Consider the following 20,530-nt stretch of genomic DNA (forward strand, 5'->3'; position numbering starts at 1 on the left):
TGTGAGCAACCCCGCCAAGTCCATTCGCATCGGAACCATGGTCAGCGCGTCGAAGGGCGGCGCCGACAAGCGGATCGGCCAGATCGCCGATATGGGCTTCGAAAGCTTCGAACCCTTCTTCTGGCAGACGACCAATGGCCAGAACCTCGCCGAGCTCGGAAAGCGCTGCGTCGACGCGATCGGCGACCGTGACATCACCATCTCCACGCTCGGCATGTTCGGCAACCCGCTTGAAACGACGGATATCGATCTCGACACGCTTCAGGGCTGGAAGGATTGCATCGACAACGCGCACCACTTCGGCGCCACCTGCGTTGCCGGCTTCACCGGTCGTGTCCGTGGCAAGGTGCTGACCGACAGCCTGCCGCGCTACAAGGAAATCTGGAGTGAGCTTGCCAAGCGCGCCGCCGACAAGGGCGTGAAGATCGCCTTCGAAAACTGCGCGATGGACGGCAACTGGCAGACGGGCGACTGGAATATCGCACACAATCCGGATGCCTGGGAGCTGATCTTCAACGAGACACCCGACGACAATATCGGTCTCGAATGGGAGCCGTGCCATCAGATGGTCTATCTGATCGAGCCGCTGCCGCAGATCCGCAAGTGGGCGTCGAAGATTTTCCATTTTCACGGCAAGGATGCAACGATCCGCTGGGATGTCATCAAGGAGCATGGCATCTTCGGTAAGGAGAAGTTCGTGTTCATGCGCACGCCGGGCTTCGGCGACAGCAACTGGACGGACATTATTTCTGAACTGCGCCTCGCCGGCTGGTCGGGATCCATCGACATTGAAGGTTGGCACGATCCGGTCTATCGCGACGCGCTCGAGATGACCGGCCAGGTTCATGCGCTGAACCATTTGAAGCATGCCCGGGGCGGCGATTTCGTCGTCGATCCGGTCTGAGGACATCGCGGCCGGCAAAGAGGAATTGCCGGCCTCACGATCAAGGATAACCACAAAGGAGGAGAACCATGGCTATCCGTAAATTTGCAATGATCGGCGCGCTTGCGCTGGCGGGCGTGTCGCTCTTCGGCCTAGCCGCCAAGGCCGAAGACGTCACCCTGACCCTCTGGTCGCTCGACCGTGACATTCAGCCGGCGCCGAACCTGATCAAGGAATTCAACGATCAGAACAACGGCATCAAGATCGAATACCGCCAGATCCAGTTCGACGACGTCGTCAGTGAGTCGATGCGCGCGTTCTCGACCGGCAAGGCGCCCGATATCATCGCCATCGACAATCCTAACCATGCGATGTTCGCCGCCCGCAAGGCATTCCTCGACCTGACCGACATGATCGCCAAGTCGACGGTCATCAAGCCCGAGAATTATTTCCCTGGACCGCTGAAATCCGCCACCTGGGACGGCAAGCTCTACGGCGTGCCGAAGGCGACCAACACGATCGCGCTCTACTACAACAAGGACATGTTCAAGGCCGCCGGCCTCGATCCGGAAAAGCCGCCGCAGACCTGGGACGAACTGGTCGCGGACGCCAAGAAGCTCACCGATCCTTCGAAGAATGTCTATGGCCTGACCTTCTCGGCCAAGGCGAACGAGGAGGGCACCTTCCAGTTCCTGCCCTGGGCCCAGATGGGCGGCGCGACCTATAAGACGATCAACGCTGATGGTGCCGTCAAGGCACTGACGGTATGGAAGCAGATCATGGACGAGAAGCTTGCTTCTCCCGATACGCTGACCCGCAGCCAGTGGGATTCGACCGCCACCTTCAACGCCGGCAACGCGGCCATGGCCATATCCGGTCCCTGGGAAATCGACCGCATGCTGACCGACGCCAAGTTCGACTGGGGCACGGCGCTCCTGCCGGTCCCGCAGGAAGGCGCGCCGCGGTCTTCGGCCATGGGCGACTACAACTGGGCGATCTTCTCCAGTTCCAAGTACCCGGCGGAGGCCTTCAAGGCGCTCGAATTCTTCGCCTCGAAGGACAACACGATGTATGAGAAGTTCGGCCAGCTTCCGGCCCGCTCCGACATCGCCATCCCGCCGACAGGCAACAAGCTGAAGGACGACGCGCTGAAGACCTTCGTCGAGCAGCTGAAATATGCCCAGCCGCGCGGCCCGTCGCCGGAGTGGCCGAAGATCTCCAAGGCGATCCAGGATGCCATCCAGGCAGCGCTGGCCGGCCAGATGTCGCCGAAGGATGCGCTCGATCAGGCAGCCGAGAAGATCAAGGCCGTCGAAGAGTGACATATCGGGGCAAGCGGGGCGCGCATGCGCTCCGCCTGTCCGGCCCCAATGGCGCTTGCGCCATCCCACCGTTTCCTCCCGGCAGGGGCTGTCTTCCGCGCAAGCGCCAGGCAGCCCCGTTCGGAGCTTAAGGGGTATCCATGAAGAGGCTTTTTTCCAGCATCATCGATGGCCGCGGTTTCGACATCACGCTTGTCGCCCTGCCGCTCATCTTCCTGTTCGTGCTCGCGGGCCTGCCGCTCGTCTACAACATCGTCATGAGTTTCCAGGAGGTCGACATGTTCAGCCTCGGGACCTTCGTGCGCCCCTTCGTCGGTTTCAAGAACTATGTCGACCTGTTCAAGCAGCCCGAAACGCTGCCGATCATCTATAATACCGTGCTGTTCGTCGTCGGTTCCATCGCCGGTCAGTTCCTGATCGGCTTCGGCTTGGCGCTGTTCTTCTGGGTGAACTTCCCGGGCGCCTCCTGGCTGCGCGGCCTGTTTCTCGTTTCCTGGGTCATGCCCGGCCTCGTCGTTGGCGCGATCTGGAACTGGGTGCTGTCGGGCGACTTCGGCGTCTTGAATTTCATCCTGCGCGAAAGCGGGTTGATCAGCTCCAACATTTTCTGGCGCTCGGACCCCAATTTCTCGCTCTGGGCGGTCGTCATCGCCAATATCTGGCTCGGCACGTCGTTCAACATGATCCTGCTCTCGGTCGGGCTGTCTTCCATCCCTGGCGATCTCTATGAGGCGGCCGAACTCGACGGCGCCAATGCCTGGCAGCGTTTCTGGACGATCACGCTTCCGATGATGCGCTCGACCATCGGCGCCATCGTTTCGCTCGGCCTGATCTTCACGCTGCAGCAGTTCGATCTGTTCGCGGCCATCACCGATGGCGGGCCGAACAATTCGTCCAACGTCACGCAATACTGGGCCTGGGACCTGTCCTTCCGGCAATACGACTTCGGCAAGGGCGCTACGATCTCCGTCATCATGATCGTCTTCGTGATGTTCGCCTCGATCGTCTATGTCCGGTCGACAAAACATGAGGTGCGCGGATGAGCGATACCAACCGCAACCGCCTGATGCTTTTCATCGCGATCGTCCTGGCGGCAATCTATCTCTTCCCGCTCTACTGGATGTACATCACGGCGCTGAAAAGCGGCTCGGAGATGTTCGCCAACCCGCCGAGCTTCTGGCCGTCCTCGCCGCAATGGGGAACCTACGCCTATGTGTGGGAAAGCCGGAACATGGGGCGCTACCTCTGGAACTCCGTCGTCATCGCCTTCGGCTCCGTGGCGCTGATCACCGTGCTCGGTGTCGGCTGTGCCTATGTGCTGGCGCGCTATCGAAACATGTGGGTGGATATCGGCCTGTTCCTCATCCTCATGCTGCAGGTTTTGCCGGCATCGCTGATGATCACGCCGATCTTCGTGGGCTTCTCGCAGTTCGGCCTGCTCGACTATCCGCGCTTTGCCGTGATCCTGGCGATTGCCGCGAAAAGCATGCCGTTCTTCGTGGTCCTGGTGCGCGCCACCTTCATGGCGGTGCCTATGGAGCTTGAGGAAGCAGCGCTGGTCGACGGCAACTCCCGATTCGGCGCCTTCTTCAACATCGTGCTGCCGCTTGCCCGCAACGGCATCCTCGTCAGCGCGATCCTGATCTTCATGCAGGCCTTCGGCGAGTTCGTCTATTCGAAGTCGATGATCCAGGAAGCAGAGCTTCAGCCCGCCAGCGTCGGTCTCAACTCCTTCATGGGACCGAACACCAGCGAGTGGAACAACATCATGGCCTACGCCACGATGTATGTGACACCCGTTCTCGCCATCTTCGTTCTCTTGCAGCGCCGCATCGTATCCGGCCTCACCTCTGGAGCCCTCAAATGACCAATCAGATCGAGCTCAGCGGCGTCAACAAGCATTATGGCGCCTTCCATGCGCTGAAGAACATCAACCTTGAGATCGCCAAGGGCAGCTTCGTGGCGCTCGTCGGTCCGTCGGGCTGTGGCAAGTCCACCTTGCTGCGCTCGCTGGCAGGCCTGGAAAGCATCTCCGAGGGTGATCTGAAGATTGCCGGCGAACTGATGAACAATGTGCCGCCGCGCAAGCGCGACGTTGCCATGGTGTTCCAGTCCTATGCGCTTTATCCGCATATGACGGTCGAGGAAAACCTGACCTACAGCCTGCGCATCCGCGGCGTCGCCAAGGCCGAGGCCAAGAAGGCCGCGGCAGAGGTTGCCGCAACCACGGGGCTTTCCAACCTGCTCACGCGCTATCCGCGTGAACTCTCCGGTGGCCAGCGGCAGCGCGTGGCGATGAGCCGGGCCATCATCCGCCACCCCAAGGCGTTCCTGTTCGACGAGCCGCTCTCGAACCTCGACGCGGCACTGCGCGTTCACATGCGCAAGGAAATCCGCGCGCTGCACGACCGGCTGGGCGCGACCTCCGTTTACGTCACCCACGACCAGATCGAGGCGATGACCATGGCCGACCACGTCGTCGTCATGCGCGAGGGTGTGATCGAGCAGCAGGGCAAGCCGCTCGAGCTCTACGACACGCCCGCCAACAAGTTCGTCGCGGGCTTCATCGGCTCGCCGGCGATGAACTTCATTCCAGGTGTCGTTGGCGGGGACGGAAGCAGCCTCGAGATCGATCTTGGAACGGTCAAGCATACGCTTGCGAGCAATCGTCAACTCCAGCCGGGGCGCAAGGTGACCGTCGGCATCCGTCCAGAGCATGTCGGCATCACCGCGACAGGGCAGGGGACGCTCGACATTCCCGTCGACGTCGTCGAATCCACCGGTTCGGCCACCTTCATTACGGCGGCGACGACGCCGGAACTGACGATCGTCGAAACCGGCCGCGGCACCGCCCGTGGCGGCGAGACGATCGGCGTGACCATCGATCCGGCACAGCTGCATCTATTCGACGACGCGACGGGCGTCCGTATCTGAAGGGACAAGGCGGCGGCGGTATACGCCGCCGCTGCCTGATGATTTACCGCCCGCCTTCGAGCTTGCGGTGGCGCTGGTTCGTACCACCAACGCCATAGGGGTAATCGAAGGGGTGCGGCGCGCTGATCTCTGTGAGGCGGCTCATCTCCTCGTCGGAAAGGCTGACCTTGGCCGCACCGAGGTTGTCCGCCAGTTGCTCCGTCGTGCGGGCGCCGAGAATGACCGATGTCACGGCCGGCCGCGCGGCGGTCCAGGCGAGCGCCACTTGCGCCATGCTGCAACCCTTGGACTTCGCGATTTCCTCCACGGCGCCGATGATGTCCCAAGTCCTTTCCTGGGCGTTGCGCTGGTCGTAGGATTCCATGCCGCGCTTCGGATTTTCCCCGAGCCGCGTCGCGCCCGTCGGCATCTGGTCGCGGCGGTATTTGCCCGTCAGCCAGCCGCCACCGAGAGGCGACCATGGCAGAAGGCCCATCCCCGCATCCTGGCAGGCCGGAACGATCTCCAGCTCGATATCGCGGACAAGCAGGCTGTATTGCGGCTGCAGCGTCACCGGCCGGGTGTAGCCGCGCGCCTTGGCGATTTCGGCCGCCTTGGCGATGTGCCAGCCGAGGTAGTTGGAAAAGCCGTAATAGCCGATCTTGCCGCTGGACACCGCATCATCGAGGAAACGCAGCGTCTCCTCGATCGGCGTCAGGGCATCCCATGCATGCATCTGGTAGAGATCGATATGCTCGACGCCGAGACGTCGAAGCAGATCGTCGAGCGCGACGTTCAAATGCCGCCGCGACAACCCGATGTCATTCGGGCCGTTGCCCATCGGGAAACGTCCCTTCGTGGCAATCACCGCCTGGCGAGCTTCCGTCGGCCGCGCCTTCAGCCAGCGGCCGATGATCTCTTCCGAAACGCCTGCGCTATAGACATCGGCGGTGTCGACAAAATTGCCGCCCCATTTGAAATAGTCGTCGAGTATCTTGTGCGAGGTGGCTTCATCGGCCTCCGCGCCGAATGTCATCGTTCCCAGGCAATAAGGCGCGACGATTGTCCCGCTTGGTCCAAGCTTGCGATAATCCATTGAACATCCTCCGTGTCGAAATGGGTTTCTCTATCTGGATCGCCGATTAGGTTAGGTCGCCGATCCGCTTGCAGTCGTCTCTTCCAGAACTGTTTCCGGAATATCGTCGAATGACGCGTAGTTGAGGTCGTAGAGCCGCGCGTAAAGCTTGCGGTTCGCCATGAGTTGCTGGTGGCTGCCGCTTTCGACCAGCTCGCCGTTCTGCAGAACGATGATCCGGTCGGCCTCGCGGATGGTGGCCAGCCTGTGGGCGATCACCAGGCCGGTGCGACCCTCCAGCAATTTCACCAGCGCCTTCTGGATCAACATCTCCGTGTAGCTGTCGATATTCGCCGTCGCCTCGTCCAGCACCAAGATCTTGGCGTCGGCCGCGAGCGCGCGCGCGAATGACAGAAGCTGGCGCTGCCCGAGCGAGAGATTGCCGCCGCGCTCGCCCAGCATGCTGTCGTAGCCCTCGGGCAGGCGCATGATGAAGTCATGCGCGCCGACGGCCTTGGCTGCCTCGATGACCTTCTCCCGCGTCGCGTCCTGTTTGTGATAACGGATGTTTTCGAACACGGTTCCGGTGAAGAGGAACGGCTCCTGCAGCACCATGGCGATCTGGTCGCCGAGCGAATCCTGTGTCAGCGCGCGGACATCGTGGCCGCCGACGAGCACCTGTCCCTGCTGCACGTCATAGAAGCGGTGGATCAGCGACATGCAGCTCGACTTGCCAGAGCCGGTCGGGCCGACAAGAGCGACCGTTTCGCCCGGATTGACCTTGAAGCTCACATGCTTGAGCACCGGGTGCTTCGGGTTATACCCGAAGACCACGTCGCGGAACTCGACGGAGCCGTCCATGTCCCTGGAAAGAACAACAGCATCGGCTGCGTCCTTGATATCGATCGGCACGTCGAGGACCTCGGTCAAGCGCTGGCCGGATGCCATGGCGCGCTGCATGACCGAGTATTGCAGTGTCAGCGAACGGATCGGGTCGAAGAAGCGCTGGATATAAAAGAGGAACGCCACGAGCACGCCGACATCGAGCGCCTGATTGAGCACGCGGGCGCCGCCTACGACGATGACGAGCGCCATCGCGACACCCGTCAGTGAATCCACGATCGGCACCATCACCTGCGCGTAACGCGCCGCGGTGAGGTGGGTCTGGAGGTTCGCCTTCGCCTTGTCGTCGTAAAGCGTGAAGTTGACACCCTGCCGATCCATGCTCTGCACGGCGCGCACGCCATGGATCGCCTCGGCCAAGGCGCCGTTGGCGACCGAATTGGTCTCGTGTGCCGCCATGAACGACTTGCGGGCGAGTGGCAGCCAGAAAAGGCGGACGATAAACAGGATCGGCAGAACCGAAAGCGTCAGCAGGCCAAGCTTGGGATCGAGATAGAGCATGACGCCGACGATGCCGACAAGCAGCGTCATGTCGCCGACCGAAAGCACGGATGTTTCCAGGAATTCCTGCATCGAGTTGACGTCGCCCTGTAGGCGCGACATCAGGCGGCCGACTTCGGTCTTGTCCATGAAGGAAAGCGAGACGCGCTGCAGATGGGAGAACATCTGCCGGCGAATGTCGAAGAGCACGTTTTCGGCCACGCCGCCGACAAGCGTCTCCTGTGCGTAGCTCGCCCCGTAATTGATGACGATCGCGACGAGGAAGACCACGACGGCCCATGTCAGTGCCGAATGGCTGCCATCCTGCTGCATGCCGTGGTCGATCGCGTAGCGGATAATCAGCGGGATCATCAATTGCATCAGCGTAAACGTCAGCACCGCGCAGACCGAGAGCACGACGTCGCGCCGATACGGCCGGACGAAGGCCCATATCCGTTTGATGACGTTGCCATCAAAGGCCTTGCCGAACATCTCCTCCTCGACGCGCTGCGATCCGACGACCGCGCGTGGCGGCCGGCGTCCATCCTCGCGAACGTCGGAGCGTTCGGTTTCCATTTCCTCGGCCATTTTTCCTCCCTAGGCGCTCACGGCTTCGTCGCCGGGACGCACCTGCAGATCGTAAAGCGCCTTGTAACGCCCGCTCGTGGCCAGCAGCTCCTCGTGTGTGCCGCGCTCGACGATCTCGCCGTCTTCGATGAACAATATCTGGTCCGCATGCATCAGCGAGCTCAGCCGATGGGCCACGATGATCGTGACCCGGTCGGCGGCGTATTTGCGCATGGCGGAGCGGATGCGCTGCTCGGTCGCGGCATCGATCGCGGCGGTGGAATCGTCAAAGACCATGACGGCGGGCTTCAGCATCAGGGCGCGGGCGATCGACAGGCGCTGGCGCTGGCCGCCGGAAAGCGACACACCGCGCTCGCCAACGACGGTGTCGTAGCCGGTCGGCAGGCCGAGCACGTAATTGTGCAGCTGCGCGCTTTCGCTGGCGCCGGCGATGCGGCTTTCCTTCGCCCATGGGTCGCCATAGGCGATGTTGTTCTCGATCGATGTCGTGAACAGGAAGGAATCCTGCTGCACGATGGCGACGGAGCGGCGCAGCGACTGAAGCGTGGCCTTTCGGACATCCTGGCCGTCGATTGTGACGCGGCCGCCGGTCACATCGTAGAAGCGGGGGATGAGATGCGCGAGGGTCGACTTTCCGCTGCCGGGAGGGCCGACGATACCGATCGTCTCTCCACGCTTGGCCTCGAAGGAGATGACCCGCAGCGCCTGCTGTGCTGGTGTGCTCGGATAGCTGAAGCTCACATTTTCGAAGCGAAGCGTGCCCTCGGTGATCTTCAACTCCCTGGCATCCGGCGCATCGCGAACGGCGATCTCGAGATCGAGAAGCTCGAACAGCCGCGTGCCGCAGGTCGAGGCACGGGCGAAGGCGTTGACCATCAGGCCGAGCTGGCGCACCGGCATCTGCAGGATGGTCATGAAGGTGAGGAAGGATGCAAGCGTGCCCACGGTGATCTCGCCCGATATCACCTTGCCGCCACCGACCCAGAGCACGAGGCCCATGGCGGCGAAAAAGGAAAATGTCATGGCGCTGGTGTTGGTGACGCGGATGCCGACGCGTTGATGCGCTAGTTCCAGCGCGCTCTTCGACGCCGCTTCGAACTTGGACATCTCGTAGGCATGGGACGCGAAGGCGCGGACGACGCGAATGCCGCCGAGGTTTTCTTCCATGATGCGGGTCAGGACCGAAAGCCGCTCCTGCAGCACCAGCCATGTTGCGCGCAACCGCAGCTGCGTCACCGAAGAGCGCCAGCCGACGAAAGGAACGAAGCTCAATGCCAGAAGGCCGAGCACCACGTCGGTCGAAAGCAGCATGTAGGCGCCGATGCCGATGAGCATGGTCAGCAGCACCATGCGCACCAGCGCCGTCGAGAAATACATGCGCACGCCTTCCAGATCGAGGAGGCCGATGGTGATCAGGTCGCCCGAGTGCACGCTGTCGTGGAAGCTGAAGGAGAGCCGCTGGATCTTTTCGTAGCAGGCGATGCGAAGCTCGTAGCCCATGTGGTGGCCGACGCTTTCGCTGTAGTAGTTCTGTACCATGGTGAAGACGCCGCGCATCACGCTGGCGCCGAGCAACAACAAGGCGGTCGTCAGCAGTGCATCTTGGGCGACAAGTCCGGCAGCGCCGCCTTCGACGACCGCCTGGGTGTGATCCACCGCGCTCCCGAGCAGGCGCGGGATCATCAACTGGAATGAAGAGGCAATCAGGGTGGCGCCGATCGCAAGGCCGGACTGCCATGGGTGGCGCAAGGCCATGACGGTGATGCGGACCAATGTGGAGAGGCCTTTGCCCCAGCCTGCCGCAGTCGCCTTTGCCATCGAAGCCGACGGCTTCGCTACACGGTTCAACGCATCGCTGCTCACGGTTTCATTCCAAAATAGAATTGTATCGGCGCGGGTCCGCAAGGGACGGCAAATCGATGATGGGATTGGTTAGCGTGCTTACCTTTGACGATTCGAACCGGCCGTTCAAGTAAACAATTCACCAATTGGTTATTTTATCGTGAGGCGCCGTGCGGCACGCAGCAAAAGCGAAAATGGCCCGCTTGGGGCGAGCCATCGACCGGTGACGTGTTGTTGTTGGTCTAGGGTCAGGAGGCTCTGCGACATATGCCCCGGCTTTCGAGCGCCGGGCTTTTGCTGTCAATGTCGAGGCGGTGGCTATCGGTTCCGATCGTTACGGATCGGAACGTTTCGATAAGAAAGTGTCCCTAACTCGGGAGATTCGATGTCGTATATTTCCTTTTACGTACACGTCATATGTTTGCCCAATTTCCCTCGTTGAAGGCGGGCGCTAGCCTGAGTTTGCCGTGCAGCACGGATCGCCGTGAGCCCCCTGCGAAGCATCTCGGCTAGCACCAGGACGGCGCGCTGCCGCTTGTTCGGATCTCAGCGGCCTTCCTTCATCGCGGCACGCAGTAAGTCGTTGATACGCTCCTGCCAGCCGGGGCCGTCTTCCTGGAAGAAGGCCAGCACGTCGCTGTCGATCTTGATCGACACCATTTCCTTTGCATTCGGGATAGCCGGCCGCTCGACCGCCGGCGCCGGCTGTTTCTTGGCGGGTTTGAACAAGGCTTCCGCCGCGTCTATTGCATTGACGGGGCGTCGTGGTGTCGTGGCCATCATGTGTTCCTGTGTCGGTGAGATTCTCTTGAAAGGTCGCCCACCCGTCAGCGGTCGTCAATCACCTCGGTATCGGGCCGGTCTCCGCCGCTGGCATGTTCCATGTGCCAAGAGCCATCGGCGGTCTGGTACTGGATCTCCGCATCGCGGCCTTCGACGTGCTGACGGCTCGCGGCGGCCTTGGCGGCGGAAAGGGCGGCATCATGTGTCGGAAATGTTTCGGACCAGACATCGCCAAGGCGGTATCCATAGCCACCATCGTGCTGTCCGACGTGGTAGGTAATCTGCATCGTGCTATCTCCTGCTGCGCCCAAGGCCATTCGGCCGGGCTCATGGATACCTGGGACGCAGAAGGCTTGAGGTCAAGCCGGGTGGCGCTTGCTGTGCCGTCAGCAGGGTGATGTTGATATCGACGATCACGCTTGTGATGGAGGGCGGTTCGCCCGCGCCCCGGGCAGAGTGTGAGGTTCGCGCGCACTCAATCGGGAGCGATCGCCATCTGCTCGACCTCGATGCCGCTCGGCTCGCCGATGTTCATCGTCCGCGTCGGCTTCGCCGCCGGCTTGGGTCGCCTTACGGCTCGCTGGATGGCGGCGCCCAAGGCCGCGCCGTCGATCTGGCTCGGTTGCTTCATCTGCGCCGCCTTCGATGAAGGCGGTGCGGGCGCGGCGGAAGCGATCACCGGCTGCGGCTGACCGAGCCGCCCCGGTTTCAAGCGCACGCCGACCAGCTTCTTGGCGTTGGCATCATAGGCGCACTCGAACGTCATTCTGATCCACTCCTTCTTCGGCGTCACGAAGCGGATCGAGTCTCCTCGATAAATAACAACGGAGGATTGTCCCTCGGGCGGATCGGCCTCCTGGAAGAAGCTGGCATAGGGGCGGTTTACCCATTCGAAATCGATCGGCGCTTGGGCCTCGATCGGACGAGCGCACATTTGAGCGACCGTTTCGGAATTGGAGCGGATGCAATCGGCGTCACACAGCGTCCCCGCCGCCGGCGCCGTCGAAGCGGTCTGTTGCGCGATAGCTGGTGTCGAGAAAACGGCGGGCAAGATCACGCATGCCATGAGAGCGTTACGCACGGACATCGATCGCTCCTCCCCGTCAGTTCCGCGTTTTGCGTTCAGACAACACTAGTCCCGGCAAATGTTCAACGCGGATGTTGAGATATTAGCGACAGATTATGTACGCCTTTTGGATGATCCCCGTTTGAAACGATTTACAGTTGTATAACGTATATATTTGTGTGCTTTATTAAGAAATCGGCAACCATGAGAGTATTGCGTCAGTTCCGAATACAAGCGGCATAGAAAAATTCTCATATTTGGAGGACGAAAAATGAGAACTCACCTTCTTTTGTCTACGGCTGTCGTGGCGCTTCTGGGTGCATCGTCTGCCTTCGCTGACAGCAATACTGTCTATCTCAATCAGCTTGACTCTAGCCAGGACGCAACAATCACGCAAAGCGGTAGCGGCAACAATGTAGGTAGCGGTGGTAACTATTTCCTACAGCAGAACGGCAGCGGAACCGGCGATAACCAGTTGACGATCACGCAGACCGGTAACAACAACTGGGTCTCCCGCGATGGTGCCGGCTTCCAATCCGGTACGACCAATACCGCTAATATCTCTCAAGCCGGCTTCAATAGTGATGTCGAGCTTCAGCAGAACGGCACGAACAACGGCAAGCCGAATGTTGGATGGACCAATTCGCCGAACTACGACACGATCGTTCAGGATTCGTCGTCGAACGGTAGCAAGGCCGGGGTCTATCAGACTGGCAACAACAACGCATTTGACATCGTGCAGGGCGGCAACAGCAACAACACCTCAGTCACGCAGAACGGTACCGGCGGACTGGCATTTACGCGCCAGGCCGTGGGGAACTGGGCACAGGACGTGACCGGCCGTTGGTATCCGGTCAATGGCAGCAACAACAATATCGCCATCAACCAAACGTCGGCAAGCATTAACTACGCTGTCGCGGTACAGGGCAATGGTGATGGCAACGGCCTGGCCATCACACAGAGCGGTGATTGGCTGGGAGCGAACATCTGGCAGATCGGCTCCGGCAACTATGCAAGCTCGGTACAGAGCGGCAATAACAACGTGATCGGTCTCGCGGACACGAACAGCTCGGTCGACACGCCGTTCGTTCAGCAGGGTAACAGCAACAAGCTGATCAATTCGCAGACGGGGAGCTACAGCGTCGTCAACGGTTCGCAGGTCGGATCCGATAACTATATCTATACCAGCCAAACCGGGAACTATGCGACCGCGCAGATCAATCAGACTGGCGACAACAACTATGTCATGAGCAATCAGGGCAACTACGCGGTCGCGACGATCACGCAGAGCGGCAACTTGAACAAGAGCATCGGTTCACAGTACGGCGGCGAAGCTGGTCAGGAAAACACAGCCCTGATCAACCAAAGCGGCACCAACAACTATGCGAACTACGCGCAGAATGGCACGAGCAACCTGGTGTCGGTCGTCCAGACGAACTACGGCAACGTCTCGGTGACCTCGCAGACCGGTAGCGGCCACGTCGCCACCGTTGTCCAGAACTAACCGCATCGCATACAGTGGGGCGGTTCAGCCGCCCCACTTCCACAGGAGGGGTGGAATGGGTGGAATGGATATGGGGTCTCCCCCAGCAATTTCGTGCTCGGTCGATGCCACGCGCTCGAAGAGCGCAATCCGCCTGAGGGGGCGGATCGTCAGTCCCGTGCCGGCTTTCGGCAAATATCGCTTTGAGGTTCTCAAGGAGGGCCGGAGCGGCAATTCCAATGTCACGCAATCCGGCTCCTTCAGTATCCCGACCAGCGATCCCGTTTTCGTCGGTGAATCGAAACTCGATTACGCCAGGGGCACGCGCGTTCGCGTGCAGCTGAGCGGCGATGCGCTGGGCGCCGAGTTCGAATGCGTTTTCGACGAGGTCTCCAATGGCAAATAGATCAGCCTTGCAATTCGCGCCGGCGGTAGCCGGGGTGCTTCTCGCACTGGTGGGCGCCACGGCTTCCGCGCAGGACGCGGGATCGGCCTATACCGATCTCGGAAACTATCTGCTGGCACCTCCGGCCACCAGCACGGCGACGGCGAGCGGCGGCGGCAATGTCGCGTCGATCGAGCAGACCGGATCGAACAACACCGCCTCGATCACTCAAAACGGTGCCGCGAACCGGATTTCCGAAACGCAGATCGGCGATGGCAACTGGGTGTCCTACTCGGTGACGGGCGACGCGAACACGGTCGACAGCCTGCAGGTCGGCAACAACAACAGTGCCAGCGTTGCGCTGACAGGAAGCAACAACACGGTCTTGCAGACGCAGATGGGCAACGGCCTCAGCTACGGCCTGTCCTCGACGGTCAGCGGACAGACGATCACGATCCAGCAATTCAGCCAGAGGTAAGGGCGATGGCACAGCGTCTGAGAAGTGTAGTGGGTGGCCTTGCGGTTCTGCTCTCGGCCTGCGCGGCGCAGGCCGGCAGTCTGGTCTATACGCCCGTCAATCCGGCCTTTGGCGGCAGCCCGCTGAACGGCAACTGGATGATGTCGCAAGCCGATGCACAGAACCAGTTCAAGGACAGCGGCAAGTCCGCGATATCGGGCCCCTCGGCGCTGACCCCCGGGCAGATGTTCGCCAACCAGCTGACCAGCCAGCTCTATGCCTCGCTGGCAAACCAGATCACCGAATCCCTGTTCGGCGCGAATGCGCAAACAAGCGGAAGCTACACGCTGGCGGGAACGACGATTTCGTTCGTGCGCGTCGGCGGCGAAATTCAGATCACCATCAATGACGGCTCGACGATCACCAACGTGACCGTGCCTGCGACCCCGTAAAGCGTCTCAACGTCTCGTGGAAGTACAGCGTATGAAAATGGTTCGAGTTCTCGCTATCCTCAGTGCCTTGCTGCTTACGGGCTGCGTGGAGACGACCGCCACGAAGGAGCCATTGCAGCAGCCGCCGGTGGTGACACCGCCGTCGCCGACGCGCACCAATCTCGAAAACCTTCCGCCGCCGGCCAAGAAGGTCGATATCGCCGTTTACCAGTTTCCCGATCTCACCGGCAAGAACGAGCCGAACGACAATGTCGCCGTGTTCTCTCGCGCCGTGACCCAGGGTGGCTCCGGACTGATCATCGATGCGCTGAAGCGCGCGGGCGGCGGCAACTGGTTTACCGTGGTCGAGCGCACCGGCCTGAACGATTTGTTGCAGGAGCGCCAGCTGATCCGCGCCACGCGGCAGGAATATTCGATGGACGCGATGAAGACATTGCCGCCCATCCGCTTCGCCGGGCTGATCGTTCAAGGTGGCATCCTGACCTATGACGCCAACACCATCACCGGCGGCGTCGGAGCGAATTTCCTCGGCATTGGCGCCGATGCCCAATATCGCCGCGATGTCGTCACCGTCGGCGTCCGCATCGTATCGGTGCAGACGGGCGAAGTGCTGTTGAGCGTCACGACGACGAAGACCGTCTATTCGGCCGGGGTGAACGCCAATGTCTACAAGTTCGTGTCAACGGACAAGCTGCTGCAGATCGAGGCCGGCTACACCCGCAACGAGCCGACGCAGCTCGCCGTGCGGCAGGCGATCGATCTCGCGGTCTACGCGACCGTCATGGAGGGCGTGCGTTCCGGAATATGGAGCTTCAGCAATCCCGCCGTCGCCACGCCGCTGGTCAATGAATACGTCAAGCGCGATCGGCCGGGCGACGTCGCGGCAATCGAAAGCGCGGAGGCCGTCAAGACCTTCTGACGTCGAGAGCGCTACTTCCGCATGCTCGACGCCTAGCCCAGCTGATGAATTTTCACCTGGGGGACGACGGATTTGGCAATCTCGCACAGATGCAGATGGTGCGTGAGATAAATGACCTGACCGACCTTCGCCATCTCGCCAAGCAGGCGGAACACCTCTTCGGAGCGCGGGTTGTCGAAGCTTTCCATGATATCGTCGGCGACGAAGGGCACGGCCGGCCGAACGGCCGCGAACTCCTCGTATCCCGCCAGCCTGAGCGCCAGATAGAGCTGGAACTGCGTCCCCGTCGACATGGAATCGGCAAGCTTCGATCCGCCGTCGCGCGATACGCCGATCAGGATCTCCTTATCCTTGTCGGGTTGCGCGGCAAGGCCCGAATAGTTGCCGCCGGTGATCGTCTGAAACGCTTGTGAAGCGCGGTTCATCATCGAGCTTCTGTGCTTGTCGCGGTAGAGGTGCAGCGCCTGTTCGGCCGCCATCGTGCCGGTTCGCAATGTGAGGTAGCGGATGGCGAGCGCCTCGATTTCAAGCAGCAATGTACGCCGTTTCGCTTCGATGCGGGCAACGGCGTCGTCTCCACCCACGGCATCGAGCTTGTCTTGGGCGCGGGTCATGTCCGCGTAAAGCTCGCGCGCACGCTCCGTCAGATCCTCGATCCGGGCGGCGAGGCTCAGCGCGCTGTGCTCGACCTCGGCGGCGTCGATCTCCGACAACAGCCGTGCGCCATCCTCATAGGTTTTCACGCGCAGTCCCTGGGCGATCTGCTCGCGCAGCTCCGCCATGCGCCGCTCTATCCGGTCGCGTTCCTTTGCCGCGTCGAGGTAGGTTCCGACAGCCGCCAGCGTATCGGTGCCGAAATAGCCAGTCAGTTCCGCCTTGCGGGCGTTGTGAATGGCAAGCTCCGCGTCTAGCGCATGTCGGTCGGCTTGCAGCGTTTCAAGTGTCGTCTGTCTGTCGGCGCGATGCTGGCGGTCGCGCAAGGCGTTGTTGTAGCGCTCGACGAGCGCATTTGCGGCGGCGAGCACGTCGCCCGAACCAATATCCGTCGCCAATTGGCCGAGCATGTTTGAAAGCTCGGCCCGAAACTGCCTCTGGTCGTGCTCCATCGCCGACACCCGTTGAGCCAGATCCTGACGTTCCTTCAAGACGCCGGGCAAGCCTGCAAGGGTCGACAGAATGGCGCCGACGGCGGCAACGGACGTGGTCCTGTCGGCGAACCATGTGCCGGAAAGCACCTCCGCCCAGGCAACACGCCACCCCTCCGCGGCCAGGACAGCCTGTTGCTGCTCGCGCTCCCGCTCCGCGACATCGCGCGTCAGGCCGCTTACCGCCTTCCGATGGCTGGCGCACGCCTCCTCCCGGCTCCTGCTGTCGGCGAGCAGTCTCGTGGCCGCCCGCGTCAGCTCGCTAGTCGGCATCTCGCCGTCGAGCCGCGCGCCGGCCTCTGCCAGAGCTGCCTCAAGCGCGGCGCGATGCCGGCCGAGTTCGGAGCGGAGCGCCTCCAGTTCATAGCCGACCTTCTTCAGATCGTCCCGGGCGGAAAGCGCGGTACTTCGCTTGCCGATCCAGCTTTCGAGCGCTGCGAGCCGCTCCAGCGCATCCGATCCGCCTTCGGTGGCGTCGGGCAGGTAGGTGCCGATCTTATCGGCCAGGGTATGGTGTTCCCCCAACGCCTCCGCAAGCAGTTCTTCCTGCCGGTCGATGGCGGCCGCTCCGGTGGCGGCGGCAAGCGTCAGCTGCCGGAGTTCGGCGAGGTCCTTGGCGCGGGCAAACCGATTGTCTGTTGCGGCATCATCCTGGAGCATCGCCCGTTCGAATGTGGAGGCGGTGGTGCTGTCGAGCGTAGCGAGGTGGCTTTGCCAGGCCGCGTCACGCGCGCCGCGAAGCGTTTGCGCCGTGCCGTCGTCCACCGTGCCTTCGCTTGCAAAGGCGGCAATCCGGGCCAAGGTCGCCGCTCGTTCACTGGTGAGGTCGCGAAGCTTGTCGCGATGCTCGCTCACGCGCCTGTCGAGCGACGTCGCCTGCGATCGCCACATATCCAGCTGCCGGGCGTCCGCCGCCTTCATGGCCGCCAGCTCATCCAGGTCGCCCGACCAGGGTGCGAGCAGCGCGACGCGCTCATCGAGATTGCGGTGCAGCTGGTGATAGGAGCGTTCTTCGATGGCAAGGCGCGAGACGAGCTCCGTATCCGTCAGCCTGGCCAGCGCGGTCTCGATGCGTGATTGCGTGTCTGGTTCCAGCCCCGTTCCGCCATCGATTTCGGCCGCATCTTCCCTCAAGCGGTTTAGGCCATCCCTGGCGCGCTTGAGCTCGCGCTCGGCGGAGGCGATCTCCGCGTCTATCCCCGAACGCTTCTCCATCAGGTCGCGTATCGCGCTGACGGATGGCGCCGACAGCAGCAGCCTTTCCGGGTTTTCATGTCCGGCCTGATCGAGATCGAACAGCAATCGCGATAATATTCCCTCCTGTTCGGCCAGCGCGATCTTGCGTTTCGGCAGATCGTCCGCGGCTGCCCGGTAGCGCGCCCGTCCGATCTCGAGCGTCTCCATGGCGGAGGCGATCGACAATGCCTGTTCATCGATGACCATGCCATCAATCTCATCCAACAGATGCCGAATGGAGCGTTCCGCGGTCTCCACGAGCGCCTGCAGCCGGGTTTCGTCGCGCGAAAGCTGCGGCAGCAGCGAGAACCAGTCCGCCGGCGGGCGCGGCAGCTCGCCGAGCCCGGCGAATTCCGCCGCAAGGCGATCGAGCTCGGATGTCAGCGGTAGCGTCGTCAGAATGCGCTGCATATAGGTGTGCCGAAGTTTCGCCTCAGCCAGTTCGGCGCCCGCTGCATCGTAGGATGCGCTCGCCTGGCTCAATGTCGCCGCGAGCACGGAATAGCCAGCGGCGAAGGTGTCGATGGCATTGCGCTCGTTCTTCAGCGTCTCGAGCGCTCTCTTCAACTCGGCGAGTTTCGTGCTTGACGAGCGCTTGCGATGGATGGCCGCCGCGTCGTCCGCCGCCATGACCAGCGATCTGTTGAGACCCGCCAGGCCCGAGCTTGCCGAAAACAGCAGTTCGCCCAGTTCGCCCTTGCTCTGAACGATCGCCTGGCCGCCTTCCTTCAAGGAGTGATCATCGAGCGAGAACATCGTCCGGTAGGCATCGCGGCCGATCCCGCCGAGTGCTGCCGACAGCATGCCCTCGTTGACCGGCTGGCCGTTACTGTCGACGAGGCTGCCGGTCCGGCGCTTCAGCCGTACCAGCTCGTGTTCGGCCCCGTCGAACTCGAGCAGGGCGCCGATCTGCATGGAATTATAGGGATGAATGAAATTGTAGTTGCTGGTGGCGCCAATCCCGAACAGGAGATCGAGAAAGGCGTCGAATGTCGTCGATTTTCCGGCCTCGTTCAGGCCGTAGATAATGTGCAGGTCCGGCTTGCCCTTGGAGGGCTCGCCGAAGTCAATCGAATGATCGGTGAATTTCCCGTAGCGGGTCAGGTCGAGACGGCGAAGGCGCATCAGTTCTCTCCGTGATCCCAGGTCTTCATCCGCGCGGTGATGTCGTCGGCGCCGTCGAGCATCAACTCATCGATGAAGCGCTCGAAACTCGCCGGGTCGTCACCGGCAAATCGGCGGCTTTCCGCCGGCAGGTCGGCAAGCAGATCCTTCACCATCTCGCCGATCTCGTCACGAAAGCCGGCGCTGGCCATGACCCGGTCGCGCATCAGCTGGCCAAGCTCGGTGACGGGATCCGCCGTCGCCTTGCCGACCCCCTCGGGCGTGTGCACGGCAAGCTCCAGCTTCTCGATCCACGTCTGGCCAATGCGCTCGCCGCGTTCCTCGGCCTCGGTGCGCAACAGATCGATGTCGCGATGTAGCCGCCATGACAGCGGTGTCTGCCCGGTAAGCCGCAAGCGCGCGACGAGATGCGGCGAGGTGGTCGCCTCGCGTTGCCGCGCGAGCGCCAGCTCGATCGCGCCCGCCGCCCCGCGCCACTCCGAGATATCGGCGAGATCCACTGTCACCCGTTCGAACTGGGCGACGCTGGTCAGGCGCTCCTCGATCGTAATCGTCCTGTCGTCGGCAATCGTCACCAGTGATACCGTCTTGGCGCCGGCCTCGTTGATGTCGCGGCCCTGCGGCATGCCGGGCATGATCACCGTGCGCGCACCCTGATGGTGTGTCCGCTGGTGGATATGCCCAAGCGCCCAGTAATCGAAACCGGTAGCGTGCAGCTCCGAGACGCTGCAGGGTGCGTAAACGTCATGCCCCTGCGCGCCGGCGAGGCTCGTATGCATGATGCCGATGTTGACCGCGCCTGCGATCGGCGCCTTGAATTTCGGCAGCAGCGATTCCGGGGCTTGCGGCTTGGCGAAGCTCAAGCCGTGGATCGCGATATCGAGACCATCCTTGATGCGCTCCACGGCTTCAGCGCGCCCGCCGAACACCTTGACGTTGTCAGGGAGCACCAGCTCTTGGGTGATCCTGGAAAGCGCGTCGTGGTTGCCCCGGATTTTGTAGACGGCGATCCCAGCCGTATTCAGCCGCTGCATCTGGGCGGCCAGAAAACGCGCCGTCTTCATCGACGTCTGGTCGCCGTCATAGAGATCACCGGCAATGATCAACGCATCGACCTGTTCTTCAAGGCAGAGATCGATGATCGAGACGAAGGCCGCGCGCGTGGCGTTGCCGATCAGTTCGGCCAGCGCCTCGTCGCGAAGCGCCAGTGAGCGCAGCGGCGAGTCCAGGTGAATGTCTGCTGTGTGTATAAAGCGAAACGGCATCTAATCCTCTATGGTGCGCGTCACTATATGGCAGATCGGTCCCGTTGATGCCACCATCCGAGGATGCCGGGCTGGATGTGGCAGGGTAGGGAAGGGCTGTTCCGACCCATCTGCGGCGTCCAACAGCCCTGTTTGAAAATTCGCATTTAAAAACAGCTTCTTGTCGGAAACTGCGATTTTTTGAAAAAGGTCTGTTGACTTGTTTGGG

The 20,530-nt window shown here is 61.7% G+C and carries 18 protein-coding genes; 10 read left to right on the forward strand and 8 right to left on the reverse strand.

The window, feature by feature from the left end:
• The first annotated feature begins 1 nt into the window (after position 1).
• From P3R82_RS00740 to P3R82_RS00760, 5 genes are all read left to right on the forward strand, one after another.
• A complete protein-coding gene (locus P3R82_RS00740; RefSeq protein ID WP_283192611.1) occupies positions 2-904 on the forward strand; it encodes a sugar phosphate isomerase/epimerase in 903 nt (300 codons plus the stop codon).
• Positions 905-972: 68 nt separating this feature from the next.
• Entirely contained in the window at positions 973-2,205 is a 1,233-nt protein-coding gene (locus P3R82_RS00745) for a sugar ABC transporter substrate-binding protein (protein ID WP_283192612.1), read from the forward strand.
• A gap of 140 nt (positions 2,206-2,345) precedes the next feature.
• Positions 2,346-3,248: a sugar ABC transporter permease gene (locus P3R82_RS00750; protein ID WP_283192613.1), complete on the forward strand. Its 903-nt coding sequence runs from the start codon at positions 2,346-2,348 to the stop codon at positions 3,246-3,248.
• Positions 3,245-4,072, forward strand: a complete 828-nt coding sequence (locus tag P3R82_RS00755; protein WP_018896480.1) for a carbohydrate ABC transporter permease — start codon at positions 3,245-3,247, stop codon at positions 4,070-4,072. Before P3R82_RS00750 ends, P3R82_RS00755 begins: the two co-directional genes overlap by 4 nt.
• Complete coding sequence (locus tag P3R82_RS00760) at positions 4,069-5,139, forward strand: ABC transporter ATP-binding protein (RefSeq protein ID WP_283192614.1); 1,071 nt, start codon at positions 4,069-4,071, stop codon at positions 5,137-5,139. Before P3R82_RS00755 ends, P3R82_RS00760 begins: the two co-directional genes overlap by 4 nt.
• Positions 5,140-5,182: 43 nt before the next feature.
• On the opposite strand, the gene P3R82_RS00765 is transcribed toward P3R82_RS00760, so the two are convergent.
• From P3R82_RS00765 to P3R82_RS00790, 6 genes are all read right to left on the reverse strand, one after another.
• On the reverse strand, positions 5,183-6,214 hold the full coding sequence (locus P3R82_RS00765) for an aldo/keto reductase (RefSeq protein WP_283192615.1): 1,032 nt from the start codon (positions 6,212-6,214) through the stop codon (positions 5,183-5,185).
• 51 nt (positions 6,215-6,265) lie between these two features.
• Positions 6,266-8,164: an ABC transporter ATP-binding protein gene (locus tag P3R82_RS00770; protein ID WP_283192616.1), complete on the reverse strand. Its 1,899-nt coding sequence runs from the start codon at positions 8,162-8,164 to the stop codon at positions 6,266-6,268.
• 9 nt (positions 8,165-8,173) lie between these two features.
• Positions 8,174-9,982 carry an ABC transporter ATP-binding protein gene (locus P3R82_RS00775; RefSeq protein ID WP_283193468.1) on the reverse strand — a complete coding sequence of 603 codons (1,809 nt, stop codon included), beginning with the start codon at positions 9,980-9,982 and terminating at the stop codon, positions 8,174-8,176.
• Positions 9,983-10,552: 570 nt separating this feature from the next.
• Positions 10,553-10,786 carry a BrnA antitoxin family protein gene (locus P3R82_RS00780; RefSeq protein WP_283192617.1) on the reverse strand — a complete coding sequence of 78 codons (234 nt, stop codon included), beginning with the start codon at positions 10,784-10,786 and terminating at the stop codon, positions 10,553-10,555.
• Between the two features lie 47 nt (positions 10,787-10,833).
• Complete coding sequence (locus P3R82_RS00785; RefSeq protein WP_283192618.1) at positions 10,834-11,076, reverse strand: DUF2188 domain-containing protein; 243 nt, start codon at positions 11,074-11,076, stop codon at positions 10,834-10,836.
• A gap of 188 nt (positions 11,077-11,264) precedes the next feature.
• Positions 11,265-11,876 (reverse strand): hypothetical protein, encoded by a 612-nt coding sequence (locus P3R82_RS00790; protein WP_283192619.1) that lies wholly within the window; start codon positions 11,874-11,876, stop codon positions 11,265-11,267.
• 250 nt (positions 11,877-12,126) lie between these two features.
• On the opposite strand from P3R82_RS00790, the gene P3R82_RS00795 reads away from it, so the two are divergent.
• The 5 genes from P3R82_RS00795 to P3R82_RS00815 are packed head-to-tail and all read left to right on the forward strand — an operon-like array spanning position 12,127 to position 15,551.
• Positions 12,127-13,359, forward strand: coding sequence for a curlin (locus P3R82_RS00795; RefSeq protein ID WP_283192620.1), 1,233 nt, complete (start codon positions 12,127-12,129; stop codon positions 13,357-13,359).
• 55 nt (positions 13,360-13,414) lie between these two features.
• Positions 13,415-13,744, forward strand: a complete 330-nt coding sequence (gene csgH, locus P3R82_RS00800) for a curli-like amyloid fiber formation chaperone CsgH (protein ID WP_183898826.1) — start codon at positions 13,415-13,417, stop codon at positions 13,742-13,744.
• A complete protein-coding gene (locus P3R82_RS00805) occupies positions 13,734-14,201 on the forward strand; it encodes a hypothetical protein (RefSeq protein WP_283192621.1) in 468 nt (155 codons plus the stop codon). Before csgH ends, P3R82_RS00805 begins: the two co-directional genes overlap by 11 nt.
• Before the next feature lie 5 nt (positions 14,202-14,206).
• Positions 14,207-14,632 (forward strand): curli production assembly/transport component CsgF, encoded by a 426-nt coding sequence (locus P3R82_RS00810; protein WP_283192622.1) that lies wholly within the window; start codon positions 14,207-14,209, stop codon positions 14,630-14,632.
• Positions 14,633-14,663: 31 nt separating this feature from the next.
• Complete coding sequence (locus tag P3R82_RS00815; RefSeq protein WP_343056461.1) at positions 14,664-15,551, forward strand: CsgG/HfaB family protein; 888 nt, start codon at positions 14,664-14,666, stop codon at positions 15,549-15,551.
• A gap of 32 nt (positions 15,552-15,583) precedes the next feature.
• Here the strand turns inward: P3R82_RS00815 and P3R82_RS00820 are convergent, their stop codons facing one another.
• Both P3R82_RS00820 and P3R82_RS00825 read right to left on the reverse strand, forming a co-directional pair.
• Entirely contained in the window at positions 15,584-19,057 is a 3,474-nt protein-coding gene (locus tag P3R82_RS00820) for an AAA family ATPase (RefSeq protein WP_283192623.1), read from the reverse strand.
• Positions 19,057-20,322 (reverse strand): DNA repair exonuclease, encoded by a 1,266-nt coding sequence (locus P3R82_RS00825; RefSeq protein WP_283192624.1) that lies wholly within the window; start codon positions 20,320-20,322, stop codon positions 19,057-19,059. The genes P3R82_RS00820 and P3R82_RS00825 overlap by 1 nt, the downstream gene beginning before the upstream one ends.
• Between the last annotated feature and the right edge of the window lie 208 nt (positions 20,323-20,530).

Origin of the sequence: Rhizobium sp. AN80A, from assembly GCF_030053015.1 — a bacterium.
GTDB classification, from domain to species: domain Bacteria; phylum Pseudomonadota; class Alphaproteobacteria; order Rhizobiales; family Rhizobiaceae; genus Rhizobium; species Rhizobium metallidurans.